The 23486-nt window shown below is 40.0% G+C and carries 19 protein-coding genes; 12 read left to right on the forward strand and 7 right to left on the reverse strand.

Going from position 1 to position 23486, the window contains the following annotated elements:
- Positions 1-534 precede the first annotated feature (534 nt).
- On the forward strand, positions 535-1545 hold the full coding sequence (locus tag LXL81_RS27595) for an aspartate-semialdehyde dehydrogenase (protein WP_234651036.1): 1011 nt from the start codon (positions 535-537) through the stop codon (positions 1543-1545).
- Between the two features lie 299 nt (positions 1546-1844).
- On the opposite strand, the gene LXL81_RS27600 is transcribed toward LXL81_RS27595, so the two are convergent.
- Both LXL81_RS27600 and LXL81_RS27605 read right to left on the reverse strand, forming a co-directional pair.
- Positions 1845-3062 (reverse strand): NADH-quinone oxidoreductase subunit D, encoded by a 1218-nt coding sequence (locus tag LXL81_RS27600; protein WP_234651038.1) that lies wholly within the window; start codon positions 3060-3062, stop codon positions 1845-1847.
- A gap of 85 nt (positions 3063-3147) precedes the next feature.
- Positions 3148-4716 (reverse strand): family 10 glycosylhydrolase, encoded by a 1569-nt coding sequence (locus LXL81_RS27605; protein WP_234651040.1) that lies wholly within the window; start codon positions 4714-4716, stop codon positions 3148-3150.
- A gap of 228 nt (positions 4717-4944) precedes the next feature.
- Between LXL81_RS27605 and LXL81_RS27610 the strand changes: the two genes are divergently transcribed.
- From LXL81_RS27610 to LXL81_RS27640, 7 genes are all read left to right on the forward strand, one after another.
- A complete protein-coding gene (locus LXL81_RS27610) occupies positions 4945-6759 on the forward strand; it encodes a glycosyltransferase (RefSeq protein WP_234651069.1) in 1815 nt (604 codons plus the stop codon).
- A 130-nt stretch (positions 6760-6889) separates the two neighbouring features.
- Positions 6890-7186: a nucleotidyltransferase family protein gene (locus tag LXL81_RS27615; RefSeq protein ID WP_234651071.1), complete on the forward strand. Its 297-nt coding sequence runs from the start codon at positions 6890-6892 to the stop codon at positions 7184-7186.
- Between the two features lie 50 nt (positions 7187-7236).
- Complete coding sequence (locus LXL81_RS27620; protein ID WP_255713977.1) at positions 7237-7527, forward strand: DUF86 domain-containing protein; 291 nt, start codon at positions 7237-7239, stop codon at positions 7525-7527.
- Between the two features lie 109 nt (positions 7528-7636).
- Entirely contained in the window at positions 7637-8473 is an 837-nt protein-coding gene (prmA, locus tag LXL81_RS27625; protein ID WP_234651075.1) for a 50S ribosomal protein L11 methyltransferase, read from the forward strand.
- A gap of 87 nt (positions 8474-8560) precedes the next feature.
- Positions 8561-13228: a hypothetical protein gene (locus LXL81_RS27630; RefSeq protein ID WP_234651077.1), complete on the forward strand. Its 4668-nt coding sequence runs from the start codon at positions 8561-8563 to the stop codon at positions 13226-13228.
- A gap of 153 nt (positions 13229-13381) precedes the next feature.
- The gene (plsY, locus tag LXL81_RS27635) at positions 13382-14038 is read left to right on the forward strand and encodes a glycerol-3-phosphate 1-O-acyltransferase PlsY (RefSeq protein WP_234651078.1); all 657 of its coding nucleotides are present in this window, start codon (positions 13382-13384) and stop codon (positions 14036-14038) included.
- A 134-nt stretch (positions 14039-14172) separates the two neighbouring features.
- Entirely contained in the window at positions 14173-15540 is a 1368-nt protein-coding gene (locus LXL81_RS27640; RefSeq protein ID WP_234651080.1) for a dipeptidase, read from the forward strand.
- Between the two features lie 91 nt (positions 15541-15631).
- Here LXL81_RS27640 and LXL81_RS27645 read toward each other — a convergent pair whose 3' ends face one another.
- Entirely contained in the window at positions 15632-16864 is a 1233-nt protein-coding gene (locus LXL81_RS27645) for a lipopolysaccharide assembly protein LapB (protein WP_234651083.1), read from the reverse strand.
- A 109-nt stretch (positions 16865-16973) separates the two neighbouring features.
- Here LXL81_RS27645 and hpt point away from each other — a divergent pair, with 109 nt between their 5' ends.
- Together hpt and LXL81_RS27655 are read left to right on the forward strand one after the other, a co-directional pair.
- Positions 16974-17504, forward strand: a complete 531-nt coding sequence (hpt, locus tag LXL81_RS27650; protein WP_234651085.1) for a hypoxanthine phosphoribosyltransferase — start codon at positions 16974-16976, stop codon at positions 17502-17504.
- Between the two features lie 122 nt (positions 17505-17626).
- Positions 17627-19024 carry an MBL fold metallo-hydrolase RNA specificity domain-containing protein gene (locus LXL81_RS27655; RefSeq protein ID WP_234651087.1) on the forward strand — a complete coding sequence of 466 codons (1398 nt, stop codon included), beginning with the start codon at positions 17627-17629 and terminating at the stop codon, positions 19022-19024.
- Positions 19025-19423: 399 nt separating this feature from the next.
- Here the strand turns inward: LXL81_RS27655 and LXL81_RS27660 are convergent, their stop codons facing one another.
- On the reverse strand, positions 19424-19969 hold the full coding sequence (locus tag LXL81_RS27660; protein WP_234651089.1) for a CopD family protein: 546 nt from the start codon (positions 19967-19969) through the stop codon (positions 19424-19426).
- Positions 19970-20246: 277 nt separating this feature from the next.
- Between LXL81_RS27660 and msrA the strand changes: the two genes are divergently transcribed.
- A complete protein-coding gene (msrA, locus tag LXL81_RS27665; RefSeq protein ID WP_234651091.1) occupies positions 20247-20921 on the forward strand; it encodes a peptide-methionine (S)-S-oxide reductase MsrA in 675 nt (224 codons plus the stop codon).
- A 140-nt stretch (positions 20922-21061) separates the two neighbouring features.
- Positions 21062-21592 (forward strand): hypothetical protein, encoded by a 531-nt coding sequence (locus tag LXL81_RS27670; RefSeq protein ID WP_234651092.1) that lies wholly within the window; start codon positions 21062-21064, stop codon positions 21590-21592.
- Positions 21593-21663: 71 nt separating this feature from the next.
- Here the strand turns inward: LXL81_RS27670 and LXL81_RS27675 are convergent, their stop codons facing one another.
- The 3 genes from LXL81_RS27675 to LXL81_RS29110 all read right to left on the reverse strand — a co-directional run bounded on the left by LXL81_RS27675 (position 21664) and on the right by LXL81_RS29110 (position 23434).
- The gene (locus LXL81_RS27675; protein WP_234651094.1) at positions 21664-22428 is read right to left on the reverse strand and encodes a hypothetical protein; all 765 of its coding nucleotides are present in this window, start codon (positions 22426-22428) and stop codon (positions 21664-21666) included.
- A 37-nt stretch (positions 22429-22465) separates the two neighbouring features.
- Positions 22466-23188 (reverse strand): RluA family pseudouridine synthase, encoded by a 723-nt coding sequence (locus LXL81_RS27680; protein ID WP_234651096.1) that lies wholly within the window; start codon positions 23186-23188, stop codon positions 22466-22468.
- 117 nt (positions 23189-23305) lie between these two features.
- Positions 23306-23434, reverse strand: coding sequence for a hypothetical protein (locus LXL81_RS29110; protein ID WP_255713974.1), 129 nt, complete (start codon positions 23432-23434; stop codon positions 23306-23308).
- Positions 23435-23486: the final 52 nt, after the last annotated feature.

Consider the following 23486-nt stretch of genomic DNA (forward strand, 5'->3'; position numbering starts at 1 on the left):
GATTAATTGATGGTAATTATGATTTTGCCAAGGTTATGTCACCCGTTCCGGGTTAGGGAAAATCCTTGCATAATGAGCTACTATAATAATTTTATCCCTTCGGGATTGTGATGTGAAAGAATATTTATGCTCACTTATTTTTTTATCAAAATCTCAACCTTGATTATAAAGGAAATTTGGTTGTGGTTTTTTCCGATATAAAATTTCATTTCGAAATTCAATTATCTGATTTTTTTTTCGTGTACAACAATTCGCCCTTCTCACAATCCCGAAGGGATGACATTATTATAGAAAAATTACGAACCTGAATCCTCTAAAACCCCAACGGGGTGACATATGAATTATGGAATAATCAACTTCATTTTCCAACAAATTGAAATTCTCAAATTTATCATCCAACGCATTTGTACAATAAAAACATTATTTGTTATCAATTTTCATCGTAAATTTGCACCACTTTTCGGAAAGAGCTTATTTTGACTAAATCCGTTGAGTTACAACAATTTTACAAATCACATTAATCCTGGTTTTAGAATGAAAATCGCAGTAGTAGGCGCTACCGGTCTGGTGGGCGGCGAAATCCTCAAAGTGCTCGAAGAGCGTAATTTCCCGGTGACGGAATTATTGGCCGTTGCATCTGAAAGATCTGTTGGTAAGGAAGTTACATTCAAGGGTAAACAGATTAAGGTAATCGGATTTGAGGATGCCATTGCAGCTAAACCTGAAATTGCGATATTCTCGGCTGGTGGCAGTACTTCTCTAGAACTGGCTCCAAGATTTGCTGCGGCTGGAATTACTGTTATCGACAACTCATCTGCATGGAGAATGGACCCTACGAAAAAACTCGTAGTACCAGAAATTAATGCGGTGACGCTGACAAAAGAAGATAAAATTATAGCGAATCCAAACTGCTCAACCATTCAGATGGTAGTGGTTTTGAATCCGTTACATCAAAAATATAAAATTAAACGGGTTGTCGTTTCAACTTATCAATCTGTAACAGGTACTGGTAAAGCGGCTGTCGATCAGCTATTTGCAGAACGTTCAGGCGATAGCAGCGTATCAAAAGTTTATCCGCATCCGATCGACTTAAACGTATTGCCGCATATCGACGTTTTCCTTGACAATGGTTATACCAAAGAGGAAATGAAGATGACGAATGAGACGAAGAAAATTATGGGAGACGATAGTATTGCTGTAACGGCAACAACTGTTCGTATTCCTACAATCGGCGGTCACTCGGAAGCTGTTAATATCGAATTTGAAAATGAATTTGATCTGGAAGAAGTTCGTCAGATTTTGAGCGAAGCGGAAGGCGTAATTATTCAGGACGATCCAAAAAATTTCCTTTATCCAATGCCACTGACAGCACATGGAAAAGACGAAACTTTTGTAGGTCGTATCCGTCGTGATGAATCTCAGCCTAAAACTTTGAACTTGTGGATCGTTGCAGATAACCTTCGTAAAGGTGCTGCGACAAATACTGTTCAAATCGCAGAATTTCTTGCAAAACACGATCTAGTTGGTGTGGCTCAGGAAGCTTAAGATTTTCCCAATAGATTATAAAACGAAAAGAGCGGCCTATTGGTCGCTCTTTTCGTTTTATATGAAAATGATATTTAATTATGCGACCAAAATTTCATCATTCAAATCGCTCCATCGGAGCGCCCTTTTATAGCATTAGGATATTGAATCCGGTAATTTTCACGCCATATGAGTGTCCTGGAAATCACAGGAGGCTCCGATGGAGCCAGGAAATATATTACTTCAATTCATTTCTAGAAACAGGAGGCTCCAAAGGAGCCATTTGTAATCGATGTTTTTGATTTAAAGAAATAATATTATTACCTATCAACCTCACCCATTACCACATCTATGGAACCAATAATTGCTATCAGATCTGCCAGCAAACCACCTTTCGCCATTTCTCCGATCACGGACAAGTTATGAAAACAGCACGAACGTGCTTTGCACCGTACCGGAATATCTGACCGGCCATCTGTACGGAAGAAAAATCCTAATTCGCCTTTCGGACTTTCTCCACGTGTATAAAAATCCATTGCTTTCGGACGGATTTTTTTGGGAACCAAAGCCTGTGGATCGAATGATGGCGTCCTTTTATAGTCACCCTGCAATTGCACCAGACTTTGCTCAATTATTTTCACCGATTCCCAGCACTCTGCCACACGCACCCAGGTTCTGTCCCAGCAATCACCTACTGTTCCCATTTTGCCTTCTCCGATCGGAATATCAAAATCTAGTTCAGGATAAACTGAATAGCCGTCTACTCGACGTAAATCGTAACGAAGCCCGGAAGCCCGAAGCATTGGGCCTGTACATCCATAATTGATGGCAACGGGCAGTGGAAGCACTCCTACATTAGCAGTACGCTGAACAAAAATTTTATTATCGACCACCAGTTGCTGTAATTCAACCAGTTTTGGCTTTAAATATTGAATAAATTCAGAGCACCGCTCTTCAAAACCGACCGGCAGATCATAAAACAAACCGCCGATCCAGATATAATTATAGAGCATTCTTGCACCACAGGTCCATTCGAGCAAACGAAGGATTTGTTCCCGGTCGCGCATCATCCACAAAAAAGGTGTGTAAGCACCAATATCCATCGCGTAAGTTCCCAGGGCTACAAAATGAGAAGCCAAACGATTTAATTCGGCAACTACTACACGGATATATTCAATTCTTTTCGGAATATCATTTTCAATTCCCAGCATTCTTTCCACGCCCATTACATAAGCATGTTCGGAATTCATAGAAGCGACATAATCAAGCCGGTCAACATAGGGAATGATCTGATTGAAAGGAAGAGATTCCGCATGTTTTTCAAAACACCGGTGCAGATAACCAATATGCGGAACAACGTCTACCACAACTTCACCATCGGTCACAACTTCCAGGCGCAAAACTCCGTGCGTTGAAGGATGTTGAGGCCCCATATTAAGCACCATTTCTTCCCTGCGGAGCGTTTCGGCGTTGTATTTATTTGGAGCAGAGATGGAAAGATATTCCGGTCGGTATTCGTATTGAATCTGTTGACTCATTTTTAATTCTATTTTTCTTCCGCGAGATTATTCAAACTTGTGAACAAACACAGGATGGAATTAATCGCACAATCCTGTCAATTTATTAAAACCGTTGTAATTTCTGATCCAGTACCTCAACTTTTAACGGGCCAATCGGGCGACCTTCATTATGTAAACGATCTACTGCGGTAATATAATAAACATATCTGCTTCCGGATTGAACTGTGGTATCCACAAATTTTTCACCTTCATAAGCCATGCCCAGAATTTTTCTTGGGTCATATGCCGAGGGTTTTTCATCCGGTTTGAAACGATAAATTACATAATACGTTGCCGTTTCTCCATCGGTCGCCGGATCTGGTTTTTCCCAGAACAATTCCAGACCGTTTGTAAGCAAAGTCGCTTTCAGACTTTTTGGTGTAAGTGGCGGTATCGCATCTTTCCAACTCATCGTCGGCACCAATGCAGGATATCTGAACAAATCGTTTCTTAATGAATCAACAAAACCCAGATTATTATTTTTGAGTGATCGGGAGCTGAAAAAGATCGTTCCCTCTGCTTCGTTTTCCCTAGAATAACGAACCTGGCCTGGTAATTCTGTCGGATTTTGCCATTGACTATCCTTTTCTTTACCTCCTACACGATAGGCACCCAATCCTACATAAAAATGACGTCCATAACAATTCTCCGACCACCAGTCCACAAGGTTTTTATATGGAACCCGCCCAAATCTCGACGAGAAATATACCTGTGGTGCTATATAATCCACCCAACCTTCCCGAACCCATTTCCGGCTATCAGCAAATAAATCATCATAGGATGCGAGTGCTCCATACGTTTTGGAACCTTCTGAGTCGGTACCTTTATTTCGCCAGACACCACATGGACTAATACCAAATTTGATCCGGGGATTCACTGCCATCAGGGCATCATGAATCTGTTTTACAAGTAAGTCAACATTATTTCTACGCCAGTCGTTTTTGCTGGAAAATGATTGTCCATATTGCCTGAATGTAGCCTCATCATTGATAACCTGTCCGGCAACGGCATATGGATAAAAATAATCATCAAAATGGATTCCATCCACATCGTAATTTTTCGCTACGTTGACTGCTATTTCAGTGATAAACTGACGAACGGCAGGAATCCCGAAGTTGAACAATTTATATCCATCGTAACTAAGAATCCAGTCGGGATGAGTTTTGCTTATATTCTCAGAAGAAACGCTGGTTGAAGATTTGTGTACCAGACGATTTAAATTCAGCCAGGCATGAAATTCAAGTCCGCGGCTGTGTGATTCATTGATCATAAATTCCATAGGATCCCACATTGGATCCGGCCGGCGGCCTTGCTGGCCAGTAAGCCATTCGGACCAGGGCTCATTACTTTTTGCATAAAACGCATCACCAGCCGCGCGGACCTGAACAAAAACAGCGTTCATTCCATTCCTTTTATGGAAATCAAGAAGATTAGAAAATTCTTTGCGCTGTTCATCCGGCACAAGATTTTTACTGCTGGGCCAGTCGATGTTATCAACCGTCGCGATCCAAACTGCCCTGAATTCCCGTTTGGGAGGAAAAATTTCTTCAGATTCTGAGCTTTGGGCTTTACAGCCTTCCAGTGAAAAAAGGGCTAACAGCAAGGTAAACGCAATAATTGGAATTTTTTTCACTATATAACAAATGCAAAATGTTAATCCGAGCAAAGTAACGTATTTTAGACCAAAGTTAGCCGAGAAGTTCTTTAATTTGTCTTCGAAGCAAATAAACATCTCAGTATTATTGTTATTGTGAATAATTTTTCTGGATATTTATTGTGTAATTACAAGGAATTTTTGTGACGAACTCCCAAGAAATTACCAAAAGATATACTGCTATAACGTTTTAACCTATCTCCCATATTGGAACCATTTGTAAAAACAACTAAAAAAAACGTCCTTTTTGAAATAGCCTGGGAGGTTTGCAATCAGGTCGGTGGGATTTATACTGTTATCAGAACCAAGGTGCCGGCGATGGTCGAGAAGTGGGATGATAATTACTATTTGCTTGGGCCTTATTTTGAAAAAAAGGCATCGGCCGAGTTTGAAGAAATTACAGATCTGGATGATACCAATGTTGGTAAAACAGTGCGCAGGCTCCGTGAAATGGGCTATACCGTGCATTACGGATTTTGGCTTGTAACCGGTAAACCGCGTGTTGTGCTTTTTGATCTGGAAAGTATCAATCACGAACTGGATACGATCAAGTTTAATCTCTGGGAAAAAAACCGCATTTCCACCATCAATACCGAACCTTTGGTAAACCAGACCTTATGTTTTGGTGAAATGGTGCGTATTTATTTGAAAGAATATGCAGAAGAAAATGCGCGAAGAGAGGATATTTCTGCTCAATTCCACGAGTGGATGGCGAGCAGCGGTCTTCCTGACCTGAAAAGAGAAAATGTAAAAATTGCTACCACGTTCACTACCCACGCAACCATGCTGGGCCGTTATCTGGCACAAAATGTTGACGGGTTTTACAGCAAACTTCCGTTTTTTGACTGGGAACAGGAGGCAAAAAATTACAATATTGTCACCCAGGCTTCTATCGAAAGGTTTGCCGCTTTAAGTGCGCACGTTTTGACTACGGTTAGTGACGTAACGGCGAGAGAATGTGAAGTATTTTTAGGTAGAATGCCAGATCTGGTTACGCCAAACGGATTAAATGTTGTTCGTTTTCAGGCTGTCCATGAATTTCAGAACCTGCATTTGAAGTATAAGGAACGGATTCATGAATTTGTGTTGGGCCATTTCTTCCCGAGTTATTCTTTCGATCTTGATAAAACGCTTTATTTTTTCACATCCGGCCGTTACGAATTTAGTAACAAAGGTTATGATTTGACTTTGGAAGCATTGGCAAGACTGAATTACAAAATGGTTCAGGCAAATATGGATACTACGGTTGTGATGTTTATTGTAACCAAACAGCCCTATTATTCCGTAAATCCGGATGTATTGCAGTCGAGAGCGGTTTTAAATGAATTGCAGGAAACCTGTACGGCGATCGAAAAAGAGGTTGGCGAAAAACTTTTCCTTGCAGCCGCTTCTGGTGTTGATCACAAAATGCCTGATCTTAATAATTTTGTCGATGAATATTGGCGTCTTCGTTTACGTCGTACGATTCAAACCTGGAAAACGGATAAATTGCCCGCTTTCGTTACCCATGATTTGAAGGAAGAAGACGGGATCACTGATTTTTGCAGAAAAGCAAATCTGGTAAACAACGAGCGCGATCGTGTAAAAATCGTTTATCATCCTGATTTTATTTCCTCAACAAATCCATTATTCGGACTTGATTACGGACAATTTGTACGTGGATGTCATTTGGGTGTTTTCCCTAGTTATTACGAACCATGGGGATATACTCCGCTTGAATGTGTTGTCCGTGGAGTGCCTACGGTAACCAGTGATTTATCAGGATTTGGTGATTATATCATGCAGATCATGCGGGATTATGAAAATCGGGGGATTTATGTAATCAACCGTAAATCTCAGACTTACGCGCAGGCAGCTGAACAGATGGCAGATATTCTTTTCAAATTCGTAAGAATGCAGCGCCGCGACCGTATCATGCAGCGTAACCGAGTTGAAAATATTTCGGACGTTTTTGACTGGATGAATTTGAGATCGTATTATGATACGGCTCATGATTTGGCAACGAAGAGAAGGAAACCTTGATGACGTTAAGTTCGTTACGACGACATAAATAACAATTTGTTTAAAGCCTGATTAAATTTATATTGTTGAAGATTTGTTTCTTTTCCAGTAGAATTTTAATCAGGTTTTTATTTGTAATACCAACGCCCTTATGAATAATCTGCAAAATTTACAACACAAGCTTGCCGGCTTTTGGAGCGATAAACCTGTCAAAAAGGCTTATTTATTTGGCTCTGCGGCAAGACAGGAATTATTACCGGGAAGCGATATAGACATTTTAGTAGAGCTTGACCAAAGCAAACTCATTGGTATGATCGAGTATATTAAAATAATTGAAGCTCTGGAAAGTTTGTTGGAAAGAAAAGTGGATCTGGTTACAACTGATGGACTATCTCCCCATATTCAACCGTCAATTGACCGCGAAAAATTGCTGATTTATGAAGAGTAATCTAGGCAATCCGGAGCGGTTGGTACATATTCTTGAAGCCATTGAAAACATTGAAATGTTCCTTCAAAAATATGGATTTCGCTCAGTTTGAAATCAGCAAATTGCATCTTTCAGCAACTGAACGTCAACTGGAAATAATTGGAGAAGCTACCGCATCAATCTCTTCTGAAACCAAATTAAAATTTCCCGAAATTGAATGGCAGCCTATCAAACGGTTTAGAAATATTATTGCGCACGAATACTTTGGCGTAAGTACTCAGATTTTATGGGGTGTGGTAAGAAAAGAATTGCCGACGCTAAAACTTCAAATCAAAAATGCTATTGACAAATTGAACAATTAGCTTCTAAACATAACATTCATAATTCAATAACCTGCACTTCCAGCCTTGTCTCTTGAATTTATAAAAAAAATCAAGACCTTCACTGTTGATTATCTTATACCAACAAATCATGAATTACGTAGAAGTACAACTGGAACTTGAATCTGACTATACAGAAATATTAATTGCAGAACTGGCAGAGGCTGGTTTTGAATCTTTTGTTGAAACGGACGAAGGATTGCAGGCCTATATCGTTGAGGAAGATTTCAATGAAACTGTTTTAAAAGAGCTGATTGCCAAATACAGTGAGATAACCGCAATTTCCGGTTCCTGGAAATCGTTAGAAAGAAAGAACTGGAATGAGGAGTGGGAAAGAAGTTATGAGCCCATTGAAGTTGGAAAAGACATCAGGATACGTGCAACTTTTCATGAACCAGACCCGACTTTTACTTACGATTTGCTTATACAACCAAAAATGTCATTTGGAACAGGCCACCATGAAACGACCTGGCTTGTGATGAGTGAGCAACTTAACTTGTCGCACGCAGGCCTTTCTATAATGGACGTCGGTTGCGGAACCGGAATTTTGGCCATTTTAGCGTCAAAATTAGGTGCAGCAAATTTACTGGGTTTTGATATTGATGATTGGGCGGTCGAAAATACTATGGAGAATTTCTTAATGAATGGTCTGGGCGATGAGGCAGAAGTGTTTAAAGGCACCATCAACGAAGTACCGTCAGAAAAACAGTTTGGCGGCATTCTGGCCAATATCAATAGAAATATTTTGCTGGAAGAAATTCCAAAATATGTAAAACATTTGTTGCCTGGCGGCTGGCTTGTTACCAGCGGATTCTATGAAATGGATCAGGCTGATATTGAAAATTGTGCCGCAGAAAGCGGATTAAAAAAATTAAGATCCAATACACGAAACCAGTGGGCAACCGTTGTTTTTGAAAAAGAAAAATAGATCGTCCGGATTAAGCTATTGACGTCTTTAATTCGTTAGACTTCAATAGCTTAATTTGAAATCATAAGGCCAACTTCGACATACTGCATGAAGATCACTCGTTACTTCCTGTTAATCTGCACTCTACTATTCATCGGAAAAAATATATCCGCTCAAAGTATCAAGGCTTCTGATGATCCCGGACAGTTTATGGTCCAGATCCGGAAGCTTATGGACGGCAGCAAAAACCCAGTTTACATGCGGTCCACCGCTCAGCTTGACAGTATCTGGATGAGCACAGTCACACCGGCACAACAAACCAAGTTCATAAACATAGCAAAAACACAATTTTCAAAAGGCCAGAAAGCCGGTCCGATCCTTCATTTGCTGATCAAAAACACCCAAACGCTTGCCAAATCCGGAAATGATGTCAATGGATTTCTGGATATGGCTGCTAAATCGGGGGACAGGTATGATGCTAAAACTTTTCAGCGTATTCTGGAAACGGTTAAAAATACGATTGAAACGAACAGACTTTACACATCAAATTTCAATTCACTTTATCTGCTGAGCGGTACCTACAAATTCCGTTTTGATACGACAAAAGCGGAAGTCGTGGAAGCGCAAAAAGTGGCAGCCGCTGATAACTGGGATACACCGGTGGATTCCAACGAAGTTATTTCTCCAAAGTCTGCTCCTGTTATTCCGGTTTCCGGCGCCATCATTGATTTACAGAATGTGATTTTCGGAATGACTGGTTCCGGAGACTCCATCGCTTTTGGACCTGCGACAGGAAGCGTTTCGCTAAAAGATGGAATTTTTGCCGGAAAAGGTGGAAAATTCAACTGGCAGGCGGCAGGTGATTCCTCAGTTTATGTTGATCTGGATACTTATTCTTTCAACATTACTCAACCCAAATTGCTTGCCCAAAATGTCACTCTACATGATGAAAACCAGCTTGCCAATCCTATAAAGGGAACTCTGGAATACCGGAGCGTTAAAAAATCCAGAAGCCAGCCTGCACCTTACCCTCGTTTTGTATCTAATACGAATGATGCCAAATTAAAAGCCTCCCGCAAAAATATTGCTTACAAAGGTGGTTTCACGCTGATTGGAAAAACCATGTACAGCACTTCGCTTAGTGATGAACCTTCAAAAATTACCGTTTCTTACAAAGATAAACCTGCTTTTACGGCAGTCAGTAAACGATTTTCTTTGAGAGATTCTGTCATTTCTGCTCCGCTGGCATCTTTTTCAATGCCGTTGGGTAAAGATTCATTGACACATCCGGGCGTGACTTTTATTTACAACGATACCGAAGGACAGGTAAAACTTGGCCGTGCTGAAAAAACGGATTTTGGCCCGTTGCCTTATCTTGATTCTTACCACAAAATGAGCATCTGGTCGCAGGCTATGCGCTGGACTTTTCCAAATAATAAAGTTGAGTTTTTCCGTATTGATGGAAAATCTGTTGTACCCGTGAAACTGGAATCTTTTGACTTTTTCAAAAAAGAACGATTCAGAGGAATCAGCCAGGAATTTGGTTTTCAGCCGCTTTTGATGGCTACGAATTATGTTCAAACTGAAAAGAAACCAACTTTTCTTGCAGAGGATATAGCCAAAAAATTCAAACAGGATCCTGTAATCATCCGTCGTGCACTGCAAAGACTGGCACTTGACGGGTATTTTATTTATGACAAAAAAACGGATGAATTTGCAGTAAGCAAAAAGGGAGTTTTATATGTTTTGGGTAGTCTGGATAAAACGGATTATGACAATTTCCAGGTTACGTCTCAATTTTCAGCCAGTGACGAAGTTGCGAATGCGACCATCAATTTGCCGGATACGCTGCTTACCGTTATGGGTGTCGGCAGATTTATCGTCAGTGATTCATTAAAAATCTCCGCTATTCCCTCAGATAAAAAACTTGTCATTGGCCGCAACCGTGACTTTACGATGAATGGACAATTGGTGGCCAATAACTATCAATTCAGAGGTCAGAATCTCAAATTTAACTACGGTCAGTTTTTTGTTAATGTCAATCCAAATGACTCGATCACTTTTACGCCAAAGGAAAAATTTGCAAAAGGACAATCCGGAGAAGTTGGGGGACACGTAAAATATGAAAAAGGAGGTACGTTTTATCTGAGTGATCCTGCTAATAAATCCGGTATACAGAAAGGTAAAAAATCACCTAGACTGGTCGTTCCGGATGGTATGATCGTTTATTTTGATCAGCCTGAGCGTGGCACGATCCTTTATCCGCGTGAAGTATTTTTCAAAATTCCGAAAATTGATATGGACGGACTGGATCAGCGTGATGTCATTTTTGAAGGAACTTTTAATTCAAATGGCATCATTCCGCCTATCCAGACCATATTGAAAAGTATGCCGGACAACTCCCTCGGCTTTGAATACAAACCGCCCGTGACCGAAATGAAAATCTATGGCGGGAAAGCGATGGCCAGGTTTACGGATACGCTGGTGATGGATAATGCAGGTTTGAAATCAAAAGCGGTTTTGCGCTATTTGTCTGCTTCCATGACGGCTAAAAATATTTTGCTTGCTTCTGATTCATTATACGCTTCCGGGGAGCTGGCGAGTATTAAAGAAGCCACCATTGGCAAAGGATATTTCCCTGCGGTTGAGCTGAAAGATTACACTTTGCGGTGGACGCCAAGTACGGATAGTATGTTTATCAACACTACCGGAAAATCGTTCTCTTTTTATAAAGGCACAACAAGCCTGGAAGGTGGTTTGCTTTTGCGTTCATCGGGTTTATACGGAAACGGAAAACTGAAACGACCGGATTCTGAACTTACCTCACAGGATATCAAATTTAACAAAGACGGATTCCTCGCAAACCGCTCCCGGTTCACAGTTAACAGCGGACAATTGAAAGACGCAAAAAACATTCTGACCGGTAAAAACGTCAATATTGATTTCAATATCAAAACTTCCATGGTGAATTTCGTTACCGATTCAACCGGTTTTGACAGCGATTCTTCGGGTATGGAAATTCCGGTTGCTGCTTATAAAACACTGATCGCATCAGCGAAATGGGACATTTTGAAAAAAACCATTTTGATGAAAGGATTTGGCGAAACTTCATCCTATACTTCTATCGCACCCGAGCAGGAAGGCCTGACTTTTGAAGGTTCCGAAGGAATTTATGATGTTGAAAAAGTGACATTGAATGTTCGTGGCGTTCCGTTTATCCGCACGGCCGATGTGAAAATTATTCCGGATAAAGGAATGGTTAGTATTGCCAGTAATGGAAGAATTGTTCCGTTGAAAAAGGCCAGAATTGAAATTGATACCTTAAACGCTTCGCACCATTTACGCGACGCCGATATTAAAATTGATTCGAGAAACCGTTTTGAAGGCTCTGCAACTTATCAGTACATCACCGCCAGAAAAGATACTTTCAACATCAAAATGCAGAATTTTGAACTGGTAGAAATCGGAGCTGCGGCGGAAGGAAAAAAAGTAAAAGGAAATAAAGATTCCGGTCCGATCCGGTATTACACCACGGCCAGGGCAGAAATTAAAGAAACGGAAAACCTGATCCTTTCGCCAAGAATTCAATATAAAGGCGGTATCAATCTTATTGCTTACCAGCCTTCATTGCAACTGGATGGTTTTGTAAAACCTATGCTGAAATTCCGTAAAGATTTCCAGAGCTCCTGGATCGTTTACAAAGAAGCACCAGGCGAATCAGTTTCAATCAAGATTGATAAAAACCTGAAAAACGAACATGAACTACCACTTTCGGTCGGTTTGCATTTCAACGAAACACGTGGCATGTACATGACATTTTTGTCGCCAAAAGAATCTGATGGTGATGAGGATATTTATCTTGCTCAGGGTTCTATGGCTTATGATGAAGATAAAAAGGCGTTCAAAGTAGCCCCGCCGGTTGGAAAAGATAGTCTGGTGGATGAAGCTAACACTTTGACTTTCGATGACAAAACCGGCATTGCTTCGTTTTCCGGACCTATGAAGCTGGCCTCAGCCGATTGGCTGCAGTCTACTGCCATTGCTGATGTTCAGGTGGATAGTTCCAGATTTTCGTTTAACGCGATGTTGCTGATGAAGCTTTCATCGCTAGTTCCGGTTCTGCCTCAGCTTTCAGCAAAAATTATTGAAACAAATCTTGAAGAACAAAACAGCACGGCAGCCGATGATGATGCCGAACAATTAAACAGAAAACTAGCTGCGCTGATCGGTTCAAAAGCGACGGATGCCTATGTGAAACTTTCTGCTGCCGGTTATAAACCTTTGTTTGACGCTTCGCCGGTGCTGGATGTACCGCTTGTGCTTTCGAGTGTTGATCTGCACTGGTCGCCGGTCCATAATGCTTATTTTTCACAGGGCCCGATCGGTGTCTCCAATTTTGGCAGGAACAATATTAATGCACAAATGGACGGCGTACTGGAAATCCGGCGTTCAGAAGCGGGAGATGAGTTCAGTCTTTATATTCAGGCATCACCGGATATCTGGTATTATTTTGATTATAAAGAAAAAGAGCTGGGCGTAATTTCCTCTCAGGTTGACTTTAACGATCTGGTCACGGCAAAAGGTAATAATGCAAAATCCAAAGATATGTCGCTGGTCTCTTTGGGGGTTGAAGAAAAGGATATGTTTGTAAGTCGTTTTGACGATTTTTATCAGCCTGCCTTGAAAAAAGCCAAATTGGCGGCTAAAACTGTGAAGAAAAAAGCGGTTGTAGCAGAAGAGAAAAAGAAAAAAGAAGAAAAGACAGAAGGGTTCTGATAATCAGACAGTTAACATCAAAATTTGAATTTTTAAATAGTTAAACCTATTTTTGCATTTTATTGTTTTAGTCCTGTTTGCTTGCTAAAGAAATAAAAGTGTCGTATTTTTAAGAAACTTTTAAAGTTCAAATAAACCTACTAATAATACAAAATGAGCATAGCCTTATTGATCATTACGATAATAGCCGCCTATTTGTTAGGTTCCATCCCGAGTTCTGTATGGTATGGGATTGGTTATTTCGGCATTGATGTGCGGAAACATGGAAGCGGGAATGCAGGTGCTACCAATACTTTCAGAGTGTTAGGTAAGCGTGCAGGTACAATTGTGATGCTAATAGATGTGATGAAAGGATGGACAGCAACTTGCCTGGCATCTATGTTGTTTTATATGGGTGCAATTGCCGAAACGGACATTTTGATGTACAAAATTATCTTCGGTGTGATCGCGATTGTCGGCCATATTTTTCCGGTTTTTGTTGGTTTTAAAGGCGGAAAAGGAATAGCAACATTACTGGGTATGGTCCTTGCCATTCATCCGGAACTTGCAGCTATGAGTATTACCATCTTTTTACTGACACTTATCACCTCTCAATATGTTTCTTTGAGTTCAATGCTGGCCACACTGGCTTTCCCGGTATTATCCTTATTGAGGGTTTTCGGGCAGCCCGAAACTTTGCTTGTCATTTTCGGATTTGTGATGTTCGTCTTGGTGGTGATAACACACCAGAAAAATATTGTCAGATTATTGAATGGAAATGAAAGCCGTGTGAATATTTTCGCAAAATCAAAGTCGAAAGGAAATTCCTGAGAATTAAAAAATTGAAATACCAACCCCTAAGGCTCCAACCTTAGGGGTTATTTTTTTATATTGGGCACCGATAAAATCTTACAGGGTTTCAAACCGGATTAAGGATTGATTTTAAAATAATAATGCTTGTATCAATGAATAACTACATCGAAAAAAACCGCGATAAATTTTTAAATGAACTGCTGGATCTGATCAGAATCCCTTCGGTAAGTGCTGATTCGAAATTCAAAGAAGATATGATCCGTGCGGCAGAATTTGTACGCGACCGTATTTCAGAAGCAGGAGCAGACAAAGTTGAAATTTACCAGACGCCTGGCCATCCGATTGTTTATGGTGAAAAGATAATTGATCCGGCATTACCAACCGTGTTGGTATATGGCCATTATGACGTACAGCCAGCCGATCCTTATGAACTTTGGGATTCTCCGCCGTTTGAACCGGTAATCAAAAATGAGCGGATTTATGCACGTGGTGCTTGTGATGATAAAGGCCAGTTTTATATGCACGTTAAGGCACTGGAAACCATGCTGGCGACAGATTCTTTGACTTGTAATATTAAAATTATGATTGAAGGTGAGGAGGAAGTGGGTTCTTCACATCTTGAAACATTTGTGAAAGCAAATCGTGAATTGCTGAAATGTGATACCATTCTGATATCTGACACCAGCATGATTGCCAATGACGTACCTTCTATTGAAACCGGATTGCGTGGATTAACGTATCTTGAAGTGGAAGTTGTTGGAGCCAACAGAGACCTTCATTCCGGTGTTTATGGTGGTGGTGTTGCTAATCCGATTAATATTTTGTGTGAAATGATCGCATCGCTAAAAGATGAAAACGGTCATATTACAATTCCCGGATTTTATGATAATGTAGAAGAACTGACTGGTTCAGACAGAGCAGCTTTAAACGCTGCGCCTTTTGATTTAAATGAATACAAGAAAGATCTTGGTATTGAAGATGTCGTGGGAGAACGCGGATATACAACCATTGAACGCGTTTCTGTACGCCCGACGCTCGATGTAAATGGAATCTGGGGCGGTTATATCGGCGAAGGCGCAAAAACAGTTTTGCCGTCAAAAGCAAATGCAAAGATTTCCATGCGTCTGGTACCAAATCAAACGGATCAGGAAATCTGTGATCTGTTCACTGCACATTTCAAATCCATTGCTCCTTCTTCTGTAAAGGTTTCTGTCGTTCCTCATCATGGTGGTTTGCCTTATGTGACTCCGACAGATTCCCTGGAATACCACGCAGCAGAATTAGCCATGGAAGAATCTTTTGGCAAAAAACCAATCCCGACGCGCGGTGGCGGAAGTATTCCGATCGTTGCTTTATTTGAGCAGGAATTAGGAAGAAAAAGTATTTTGATGGGTTTTGGACTCGATATTGACGGTTTGCATGGACCTAATGAAAGTTATGGCCTTTTCAATTATTTCAAAGGTATTGAAACGATACCTCTATTTTTTAAACATTACGCTAACTTGAAAAAAGGGGAATAAGAAGTTCTTGTTTATTAGAAGACTTGAATCATAACTCTTCGTTTTTGTTATCCGTCGGACGTCAGAAAAAACCGTCCGACGGAATATCAGGTTATTTCCTTCTGTTTCTGCGCTCTTCACGTTTGAGCTTTTTCAGCGCCTCAATATGTTTTCTTGCTTCTTTCTCCTGACTTGATTTTTTGTCAGCCTTATCGTCAGCGAGTTTATAATAACTAAGTGCCTCGTCATAATTTTTCTGCATCTCTGCAATTTTACCTAAACCTAAAAGAGACGAGACATAATAACCGGCATTCATCGAATTTGTCTGTGTTGAAAAATCAACTGCCTGTTTGAAATACTTGCCCGCCAAATCATAGTTACGGTAATACTGTAAATTGTAAAAACCTAAAACATAGGCCGCATTCCGGCCGCTTACACCTTCATATCCCGGAATTCCCTGACTGATCTTATCAAGAATATTCTGAGCCGCTTTTTCGGCTTCCGCCGTTTTCCCCGTTACAAATGCAGTACGGCATAAGTATCTTTCAAAATATGGATTGTTGGGATAAGTCTGCCACATGTACTTCGCCATTTCATAAGCTTTTCCATATTCATTTTCCATACTGTAAATCTGAAGCAGGAAATATCTGGCTTCAACCCGGGTATAAAAGGCATTGTTAGCTACGGTTTCCAGCTGCTGCTCACCAAGTTTTTTATTTCCTTTTGGAAAAAAGGCCAGAATTGGTTTCAATAACGGATATTCATTTGGAACCCACTGCGCGTAATAATTGTAAATCCCGTCCCCAAACAATAATTCAGGCGTCAAATCTCCGTTTCCTTTACAGATATCCAGATATTTCAATGCATTTTTACCTGCAAAAGTCGCCTTTGTCCACTGTTTCCGTTCAGAATAAAGCCTGCCTTTGAAGGCATATGCCGCGGCCAGGAAAAACGCCGGTTCTATTTTATTTTTTTCATTATCATAAAGCTCTTCGGCCAAAGTGATTGTAGAATCCATCTGGGCAAGAAATCTTTTATCATACGTTTCAATTTCAGTATTTGGTACAATTTTCCACCACTCCGCCAAACCCATCAAAAAATGGGGCATAGGGTGTTTTGGATACCGGTATTTCAGCCAGCGAAATTCTACATCAGCTTCGGCAAATTTGAAGTTATACAACATGTTAATTGCCTCTGTTGCTTCGATCTGTACGCTTGGATTTTTGATAACCATATCATAATTCTTATCCAGTTCGGCCGAAGAATAAAGCTGGGCGACGGCCGACGAAATGGACAGAAATATAACAAGACTGAAAGCAATAGGTTTAATCAGCACTATTCTCATAATTAAGCTTAAAAATCTGACAATATTAACGTTGGATTCATATTTTACGTTTGTGTGCTGTCGTGTTTTTGAAAAAAGAGTTAATATTACTGTCCAAGAAAATTCTGACATGATTACGATTCACGATAAAACTTTTTCTCCGTTCATTTCCCGGGACGACATTGAAACCCGGATTGCTGAACTGGCAGCGCAAATTAATTCTGATTATGAAGGTCGAAATCCTTTGTTCATAGTAGTGTTAAACGGTGCATTTCTGTTCGCTTCCGAGCTTGTCAAAAATATCCCTCTTTCCTGTGAAATTACTTTCGTGCGGCTTTCTTCTTATACCGCAACAGAATCTACCGGAAAGGTACGCCAAATCATTGGTTTAGAAGAAAAGCTTACCAACCGTGATGTTATCATTATTGAAGACATTGTTGACACCGGGCTCACCATGCATCAGTTACTACTCCAAATCCAGGCTTTAGAACCATTGTCTGTCGAAATTGCCACACTGCTTCATAAACCGGAAGCAATTAAAAAACCTGTTGACCTCCGGTATGTTGGTTTTGAAATAGCCAATCGTTTTGTTGTAGGTTATGGTTTGGATTATGATGGCGTTGGCCGGAATCTCAACGCATTGTATGTTTTGCCGGAATAATTAATTCTGTAAAGTTACGGATTGTATCTTTTGATGAAAAATTTTAATCAATTCACATTTATCTGATTGAAATTTTTCAAATTGAATTTTCAAATTCAACAAACGATAAGCCGATATAACACATGCAAATTCAATTTTTTGGTGCCGCACGCACCGTAACAGGCAGCAAGCATTTAATTACAACCGAAAAAGGAACAAAAATATTACTGGATTGCGGTTTATTTCAGGGAATCCAAACGGACGATTTCAATCAAAAATTTGGATTTGAACCTTCGGAAGTAGATTATCTGATACTTTCCCACGCCCATATTGACCATTCCGGCCTGATTCCAAGATTAGTAAAACAAGGTTTTTCCGGGCCTATTTACTGTACAACGGCGACGGCAGATCTTTGCAAGATAATGCTTTTGGACAGTTCTCATATTCAGGAAAAAGATCTGGAACGAATTAACAAACGCAGGCAAAAGCAGGGAAGGCCATTGATTGAGGAACTGTATAATTCCGAAGATGCGGAGAAGGCACTGTCTTTATTCAAAGGCGTACAGTATGGAGAAAATTTTCTGGTAGGAGAAGACATGGTTTCTGTTTTCTTCACAGACGCCGGACATATTCTGGGAAGCGCGGCTGTACATTTAAGTATTCCGGACAAAGGCACTATAAAAAAACTGACTTTCACAGGAGATATTGGCAGGCAGGAAGATAATATTTTAAGAACACCACAGGTTTTTCCACAAGCCGATTTTATCATCAGCGAATCCACTTACGGAGACAAACTTCATCCAAAAGAAAATGATATGCAGGCGCATTTATTGCGGGTTGTAAGTGAAACTTGTGTGGAAAAAAAGGGCAAAGTGATCATTCCTGCTTTTGCTATTGACCGGACGCAGGAGTTAATTTACACGCTGGACAGATTGTCAAGTTCAGGAAAGCTGCCGCGGATTGATGTTTATATTGACAGTCCGCTGGCTGTGCGCGCCACCACAATCATGAAAGATCACGAAGAATGTTTCAATCCTGCAATTCTGGACTATATTGAAAGAGACGGCGATGCTTTTGCCTTTCCAAATCTTCATTATATTTCTGAAACCAGTGAATCCATTGCTTTAAATGATCTGGACAAACCTTGCATCATTATTTCGGCTTCCGGAATGGCGGAGGCGGGCCGGATTAAACATCATATCAAAAACAATATCGGTGATCCGGATTCAACGATTTTGCTTGTAGGGTATGCTTCGTCCAATACCCTGGCCGGTGCTTTGAAAAGAGGAGATAAGGAGGTTAATATTTTTGGAGAAACCTTTGAAGTCAAAACGAAAATTGAAGTTATGGATTCGTTTTCCGCGCATGGCGACTACAATGAAATGCTTCAATTCCTTTCCTGCCAGAATCCGTCAGAGGTTCAAAAGGTATTTCTTGTGCATGGCGAGTACGATACTCAGCTTTCGTATAAAACAAAACTTGAAAATGCAGGATTTAAAAATGTCGTGATTCCTGAACTATATGAAAGTGTGGAAATCTAATACTTTACTTACAACAAAAACGAGGGCTTTTCCAGTTGGAACAGCCCTCGTTTTATATTCGTCAATAAAAATTCCTCAACCGGGAGTTTTATTTAACTGAATCAGTTTACTTTTTAAAACAAGATTATCTGTTTTAGCTGGTGATTTATCTATCCATTCCAGTACGAAAAATGGAAATGACAGTATCGCTGTTAATACCAAAGCCAATAGCATTACAAATGCAAACCAAACTTTCGCGATGAAGTATATTATCTTATTTATATAAGTCATAATCGTTGAGATTTGTATATTAGACATAAACATTTTGATATTTAAAAGAACTATACCAAAATAATCTAACGTACCGGAAGCTTATTTAGTTGCCTTTCTAAGACATAAATGTCACAATACTGTGGAAAGTTATTCACTAACTTTCTTTTCTCGAATCTTTTTCACAATTCTGACCGCTGACATGATGATTACGGCAAAGGCAATGAGCCCAAGGACGCCCCAGATCCAGTCAACCGAATTTTTTAACACCACCAGGAAAACGATGGAAAACAAAAAGATTGTGGCAACTTCATTCCACAGGCGCAGTTGATTAGAAGAAAAACGGAATCGTTCTTTTTGAACTTCAAGAATCAGTTTTCTTGTAAAAAAATGGTATCCGATCAATCCCAGCACAAAAGTCAGTTTCATATGCATCCAGCCCTGGCTCAGCCAGCCGGGCGTAAGGTAAATCATAATACTTCCTGTGATTAAGGTCATCCACATGGCCGGAACCATAATCGCATTCCAGAGCAGTTTTTCCATCTTGATAAATTGCTCATTCAGAACTTCTCTGGCAGCTAAAATTTTATCCTGCGCTTCTGTATGATAAACCAGCAGACGCGGCATGTAAAAAAGGCCTGCAAACCAGCTCACAACGAAAATGATATGAAGTGCTTTAAAATGTAAATAGGTCATTTGAAAAATAATCGAAATTTTTGTTGATAATCTGTAAGGAAAACGAAAGCCTTTCGTCTAAACAAACGGGAGATTATTTATATCATCATTAAACACTTTTCAGGTTCAATTGTACGTCGTTTGATCGTCCGATTCGTTTCAATCGTATATCTGAAAGAGCCGGATCATTAACTCACAGACGTTCAATTTCGGTTTGAAATGTAAAATTACGGTATAAACTTTCTGCTGTAATTAGTTGTTTACCTAACATAAGTTTAAAATTAACTATATCCTTTCGATGAAACCAAACATCCCGTTTTTCACTTTCATATTAATGTGCTGTATGGTCGTGATTTCGTGCGCACAGTCAGATAAAAAGAATAAGAAAAAAATGAATAATGAATCGTCCGCATCTGCTGCGATTGATACTGCAAATACACAAATCGCAACATTTGGAACTGGATGTTTCTGGTGTTCAGAAGCTTTGTTCGAGACACTGGACGGCGTGAAAGACGTGGTATCCGGTTACTCAGGCGGTCATGTTAAAAACCCTGGTTACAGAGAAGTCTGCGAAGGAACAACCGGTCATGCGGAATGTATTCAGGTAACCTATGACCCTAAAAAAATCACTTACACGGCTTTGCTTGAAGCATTTTTCCGTGGCCACGATCCGACTTCTTTAAACCGTCAGGGAAATGATGTCGGTACCCAATACCGTTCGGTGATTTTTTATCAGAACGATGAACAGAAAAAACTGGCCGAAGACGCAAAAAATGAGTTGAACAAATCGGGTGCATATGCCAAACCAATTGTGACGGAAATCGTGAAAGCTGATAAGTTTTATCCTGCCGAAGATTACCATCAGGATTATTTTGCCAAAAATCCTGATCAGGGATATTGTGCATTTGTCATCGCACCAAAACTTGATAAATTCAAAAAGGTTTTTCATGATAAATTGAAAAAAGATAGTTGATTTGGAGAGGGAATAACCCTTAAATCAGCCGCTCATCAAGTAAAAGCCCCCGAATAATAAGTAGTAATGGCACAAGTTTTGAAGCGATTAAATAATAACTTTAATTTGTGCCATTATTATACTTCTAACAATTATTCAAAATGAAAAAGATTCTATCAACGCTAATCGTTATCGCTATTTTGAGTGTTACTTCGCACTCGGCTTTTGCACAGTATGAAAAAGGAGACAAGCTGCTAAATGTTGGACTTAACCTTGGCGGTACTTACGGCGGGGGTGGAGTTGGTGTTGGCGCATCTTATGAGGTTGGCATTCATGATTTTATAAGTGTCGGCGGGCAAGCTGATTTTACGACCTGGAATTATGGTTTTAGCGGATATAAATGGAGATATAACTTCTTTACAATCGCTGCCCGTGGTTCTTATCACTATGGAAAACATTTCCTGAAAATGGATAATCTGGATCTTTACGCAGGACCTTCTCTTGGCTATCGCGTATCTTCTTTCAGCAGTCCGGATGGTTATAACGGGTTTTACGATAACGGCTACGGTAGCGGTGTGTTTGTTGGTATTTTTGCGGGTGCAAAATATTATTTCAAACCTACGACCGCTGTTTTTGCAGAGGTTGGTTACAATGCAGCACCTGTAAAAGTTGGTATAAGCTTTAAATTCTAAGACATTTCATATTGTAAAAAAGCGGCCTGGGATACCCCAGACCGCTTTTTTGTATCTTCCGGTTGATGTTATCAGAATTTCAACCTTAAAGAAAGGTACCCGGATTGTGTTGCAGGATTAAATCCAGGACTAAGTCTCAAAGAAAATGGCTCATTTCTCCTTCTTAATTCCTGTTGCGCATCAACCGCTTTTCGGGCGTAACGCTTAGCTTTCACAAATCCAATGATTGTGAGTGGTATACCTGCTCCAAGGCCCGCTGTGAACAGCAATGAACCCGCCGTTAGATTTGATTCTGATTGGTAATATCCGTAGGTATTGTAATAATTTACCTCATCGGAAACTTTGATAAATCCAATAACAGTAAATAATATCCCCGCTGATAAACTGATGATACCAAGTTTCTTGTAAGACCTTGACTTTCTTATGTACAAATTATAGTTTTCTCTTAACTGATCAGCGTTCAGCAATGAAGACTGGCTGTTATTACCATAAATTCTTTCAGCGGGTTTGTTATAAATAACAGGAGGCTCCACTTTACCAGGAGCAAAATACTCTTCCGTAGCGTTATCCAGTTTTTCAACCTCCCCATTTCCATAAAAAATGGAAGAAATTTCCTTTTTTTCTATTGTGAAAACGGGGCCCTCAGGATCACTTGCTTTCTTATATTTAACTTTTCCGGAATCAACTTCCTGGATGATCGCCTCTATCTTCTCGTTCGTACGGGTTACAATCACATCGTTTTTTCTAATATTCTGAGCTTTGGCAAAGCTGATCAACAAGATCAAAAAACAAAATGTTGTTATCAATATTTTTGAAGAAGATAAATTTGATTTCATACAATCCCGGATTTATAAATTACTGGAAACAAAGCTTTTACACCCCAAATTTATTCAATTGTTTTACCAAAACTTCAAAATCTTTTGGATACGGAGCTTCAATTTTTACTGGTTCTCCGTTCATTAATGCAAAAGAAAGCGAAAACGCATGAAGCGCAACACGTTGAATGAGCGGCTGTTCTTCTGTTTCTTTTTTCAGATTAAACTTGCGCTTTAAAGTGGAAAGGAAAATTGGTTCACCACCATATTGAGGATCGCAAACGATTGGGGCCTTCAAACAGGAAAGGTGAATCCGGATCTGGTGCATGCGGCCTGTAATGGGGATACATTCCACAAGTGTGTAACCTCGATACACTTTTAGTGTATTAAAAATTGTCTCCGCTATCTTTCCTTCCACCCTATCAATTTTTACGGCCGTTCCATTTTTAAGAGCCAGAATAGGAAGATAAACAGAAATGCTTTCCAGGTTGTGAATACCATTTGCCACAGCGTGATATCTCTTAGTGACTTCACGATGCTCAAACTGCATCGCCAGATGACGGTATGCAGCAGGATTTTTTGCAAAGGCCAATACACCGGAAGTTTCTTTATCCAGACGGTGGGCTGCCTGTAATTCAGAATTATATTCTTTGGCAAGGCGTAAAACACTTCCGCCACGGTCGGCGGTACGTTCATCCAGCGTGGCCAAATGAGGTGGTTTATTAACGAGAAGAAAGTCCTCGTTTTCAAATAAAATTAAGTCTGCGAAATTGATTTTCATAAAGGTATTAACTAAAAATAATCCGAATAAATTACATCGATACTGTAATTCATCCGGATTTTATTTTGATTCTTGTATTTCTATGGTAAAAAAGCGGCTTGGAAGTTCTGTGGATTGCTAATCTTGGCTCAGCAGTTTTTCCCTTACATCATTCCAATCAAAACACTCTTCGTCCTTTCTTGATTCAATTGCTATTTCATCTTCGATATCTTCCAAAATCTCGATCAGATACCAGAATTCTTCCATTTATTCTCTCTTTTTCTCAAAGTTACTAAAATTATATCAAACGACATTTATA

This window comes from Dyadobacter sp. CY356, assembly GCF_021440195.1.
In the GTDB taxonomy this organism is placed as follows: Bacteria; Bacteroidota; Bacteroidia; order Cytophagales; family Spirosomataceae; genus Dyadobacter.

Excerpts from the sequence above, each read along its gene's own strand:
- prmA (WP_234651075.1), top strand. The coding sequence starts at position 7,637 with ATGAATTACGTAGAAGTACAACTGGAACTTGAATCTGACTATACAGAA.
- LXL81_RS27630 (WP_234651077.1), top strand. The coding sequence starts at position 8,561 with ATGAAGATCACTCGTTACTTCCTGTTAATCTGCACTCTACTATTCATC.
- LXL81_RS27645 (WP_234651083.1), bottom strand. The coding sequence starts at position 16,864 with ATGAGAATAGTGCTGATTAAACCTATTGCTTTCAGTCTTGTTATATTT.
- LXL81_RS27640 (WP_234651080.1), top strand. The coding sequence starts at position 14,173 with ATGAATAACTACATCGAAAAAAACCGCGATAAATTTTTAAATGAACTG.
- LXL81_RS27675 (WP_234651094.1), bottom strand. The coding sequence starts at position 22,428 with ATGAAATCAAATTTATCTTCTTCAAAAATATTGATAACAACATTTTGT.
- msrA (WP_234651091.1), top strand. The coding sequence starts at position 20,247 with ATGAAACCAAACATCCCGTTTTTCACTTTCATATTAATGTGCTGTATG.
- LXL81_RS27600 (WP_234651038.1), bottom strand. The coding sequence starts at position 3,062 with ATGAGTCAACAGATTCAATACGAATACCGACCGGAATATCTTTCCATC.
- LXL81_RS27670 (WP_234651092.1), top strand. The coding sequence starts at position 21,062 with ATGAAAAAGATTCTATCAACGCTAATCGTTATCGCTATTTTGAGTGTT.
- LXL81_RS29110 (WP_255713974.1), bottom strand. The coding sequence starts at position 23,434 with ATGGAAGAATTCTGGTATCTGATCGAGATTTTGGAAGATATCGAAGAT.
- LXL81_RS27595 (WP_234651036.1), top strand. The coding sequence starts at position 535 with ATGAAAATCGCAGTAGTAGGCGCTACCGGTCTGGTGGGCGGCGAAATC.
- LXL81_RS27615 (WP_234651071.1), top strand. The coding sequence starts at position 6,890 with ATGAATAATCTGCAAAATTTACAACACAAGCTTGCCGGCTTTTGGAGC.
- LXL81_RS27680 (WP_234651096.1), bottom strand. The coding sequence starts at position 23,188 with ATGAAAATCAATTTCGCAGACTTAATTTTATTTGAAAACGAGGACTTT.
- LXL81_RS27655 (WP_234651087.1), top strand. The coding sequence starts at position 17,627 with ATGCAAATTCAATTTTTTGGTGCCGCACGCACCGTAACAGGCAGCAAG.
- LXL81_RS27660 (WP_234651089.1), bottom strand. The coding sequence starts at position 19,969 with ATGACCTATTTACATTTTAAAGCACTTCATATCATTTTCGTTGTGAGC.
- plsY (WP_234651078.1), top strand. The coding sequence starts at position 13,382 with ATGAGCATAGCCTTATTGATCATTACGATAATAGCCGCCTATTTGTTA.
- hpt (WP_234651085.1), top strand. The coding sequence starts at position 16,974 with ATGATTACGATTCACGATAAAACTTTTTCTCCGTTCATTTCCCGGGAC.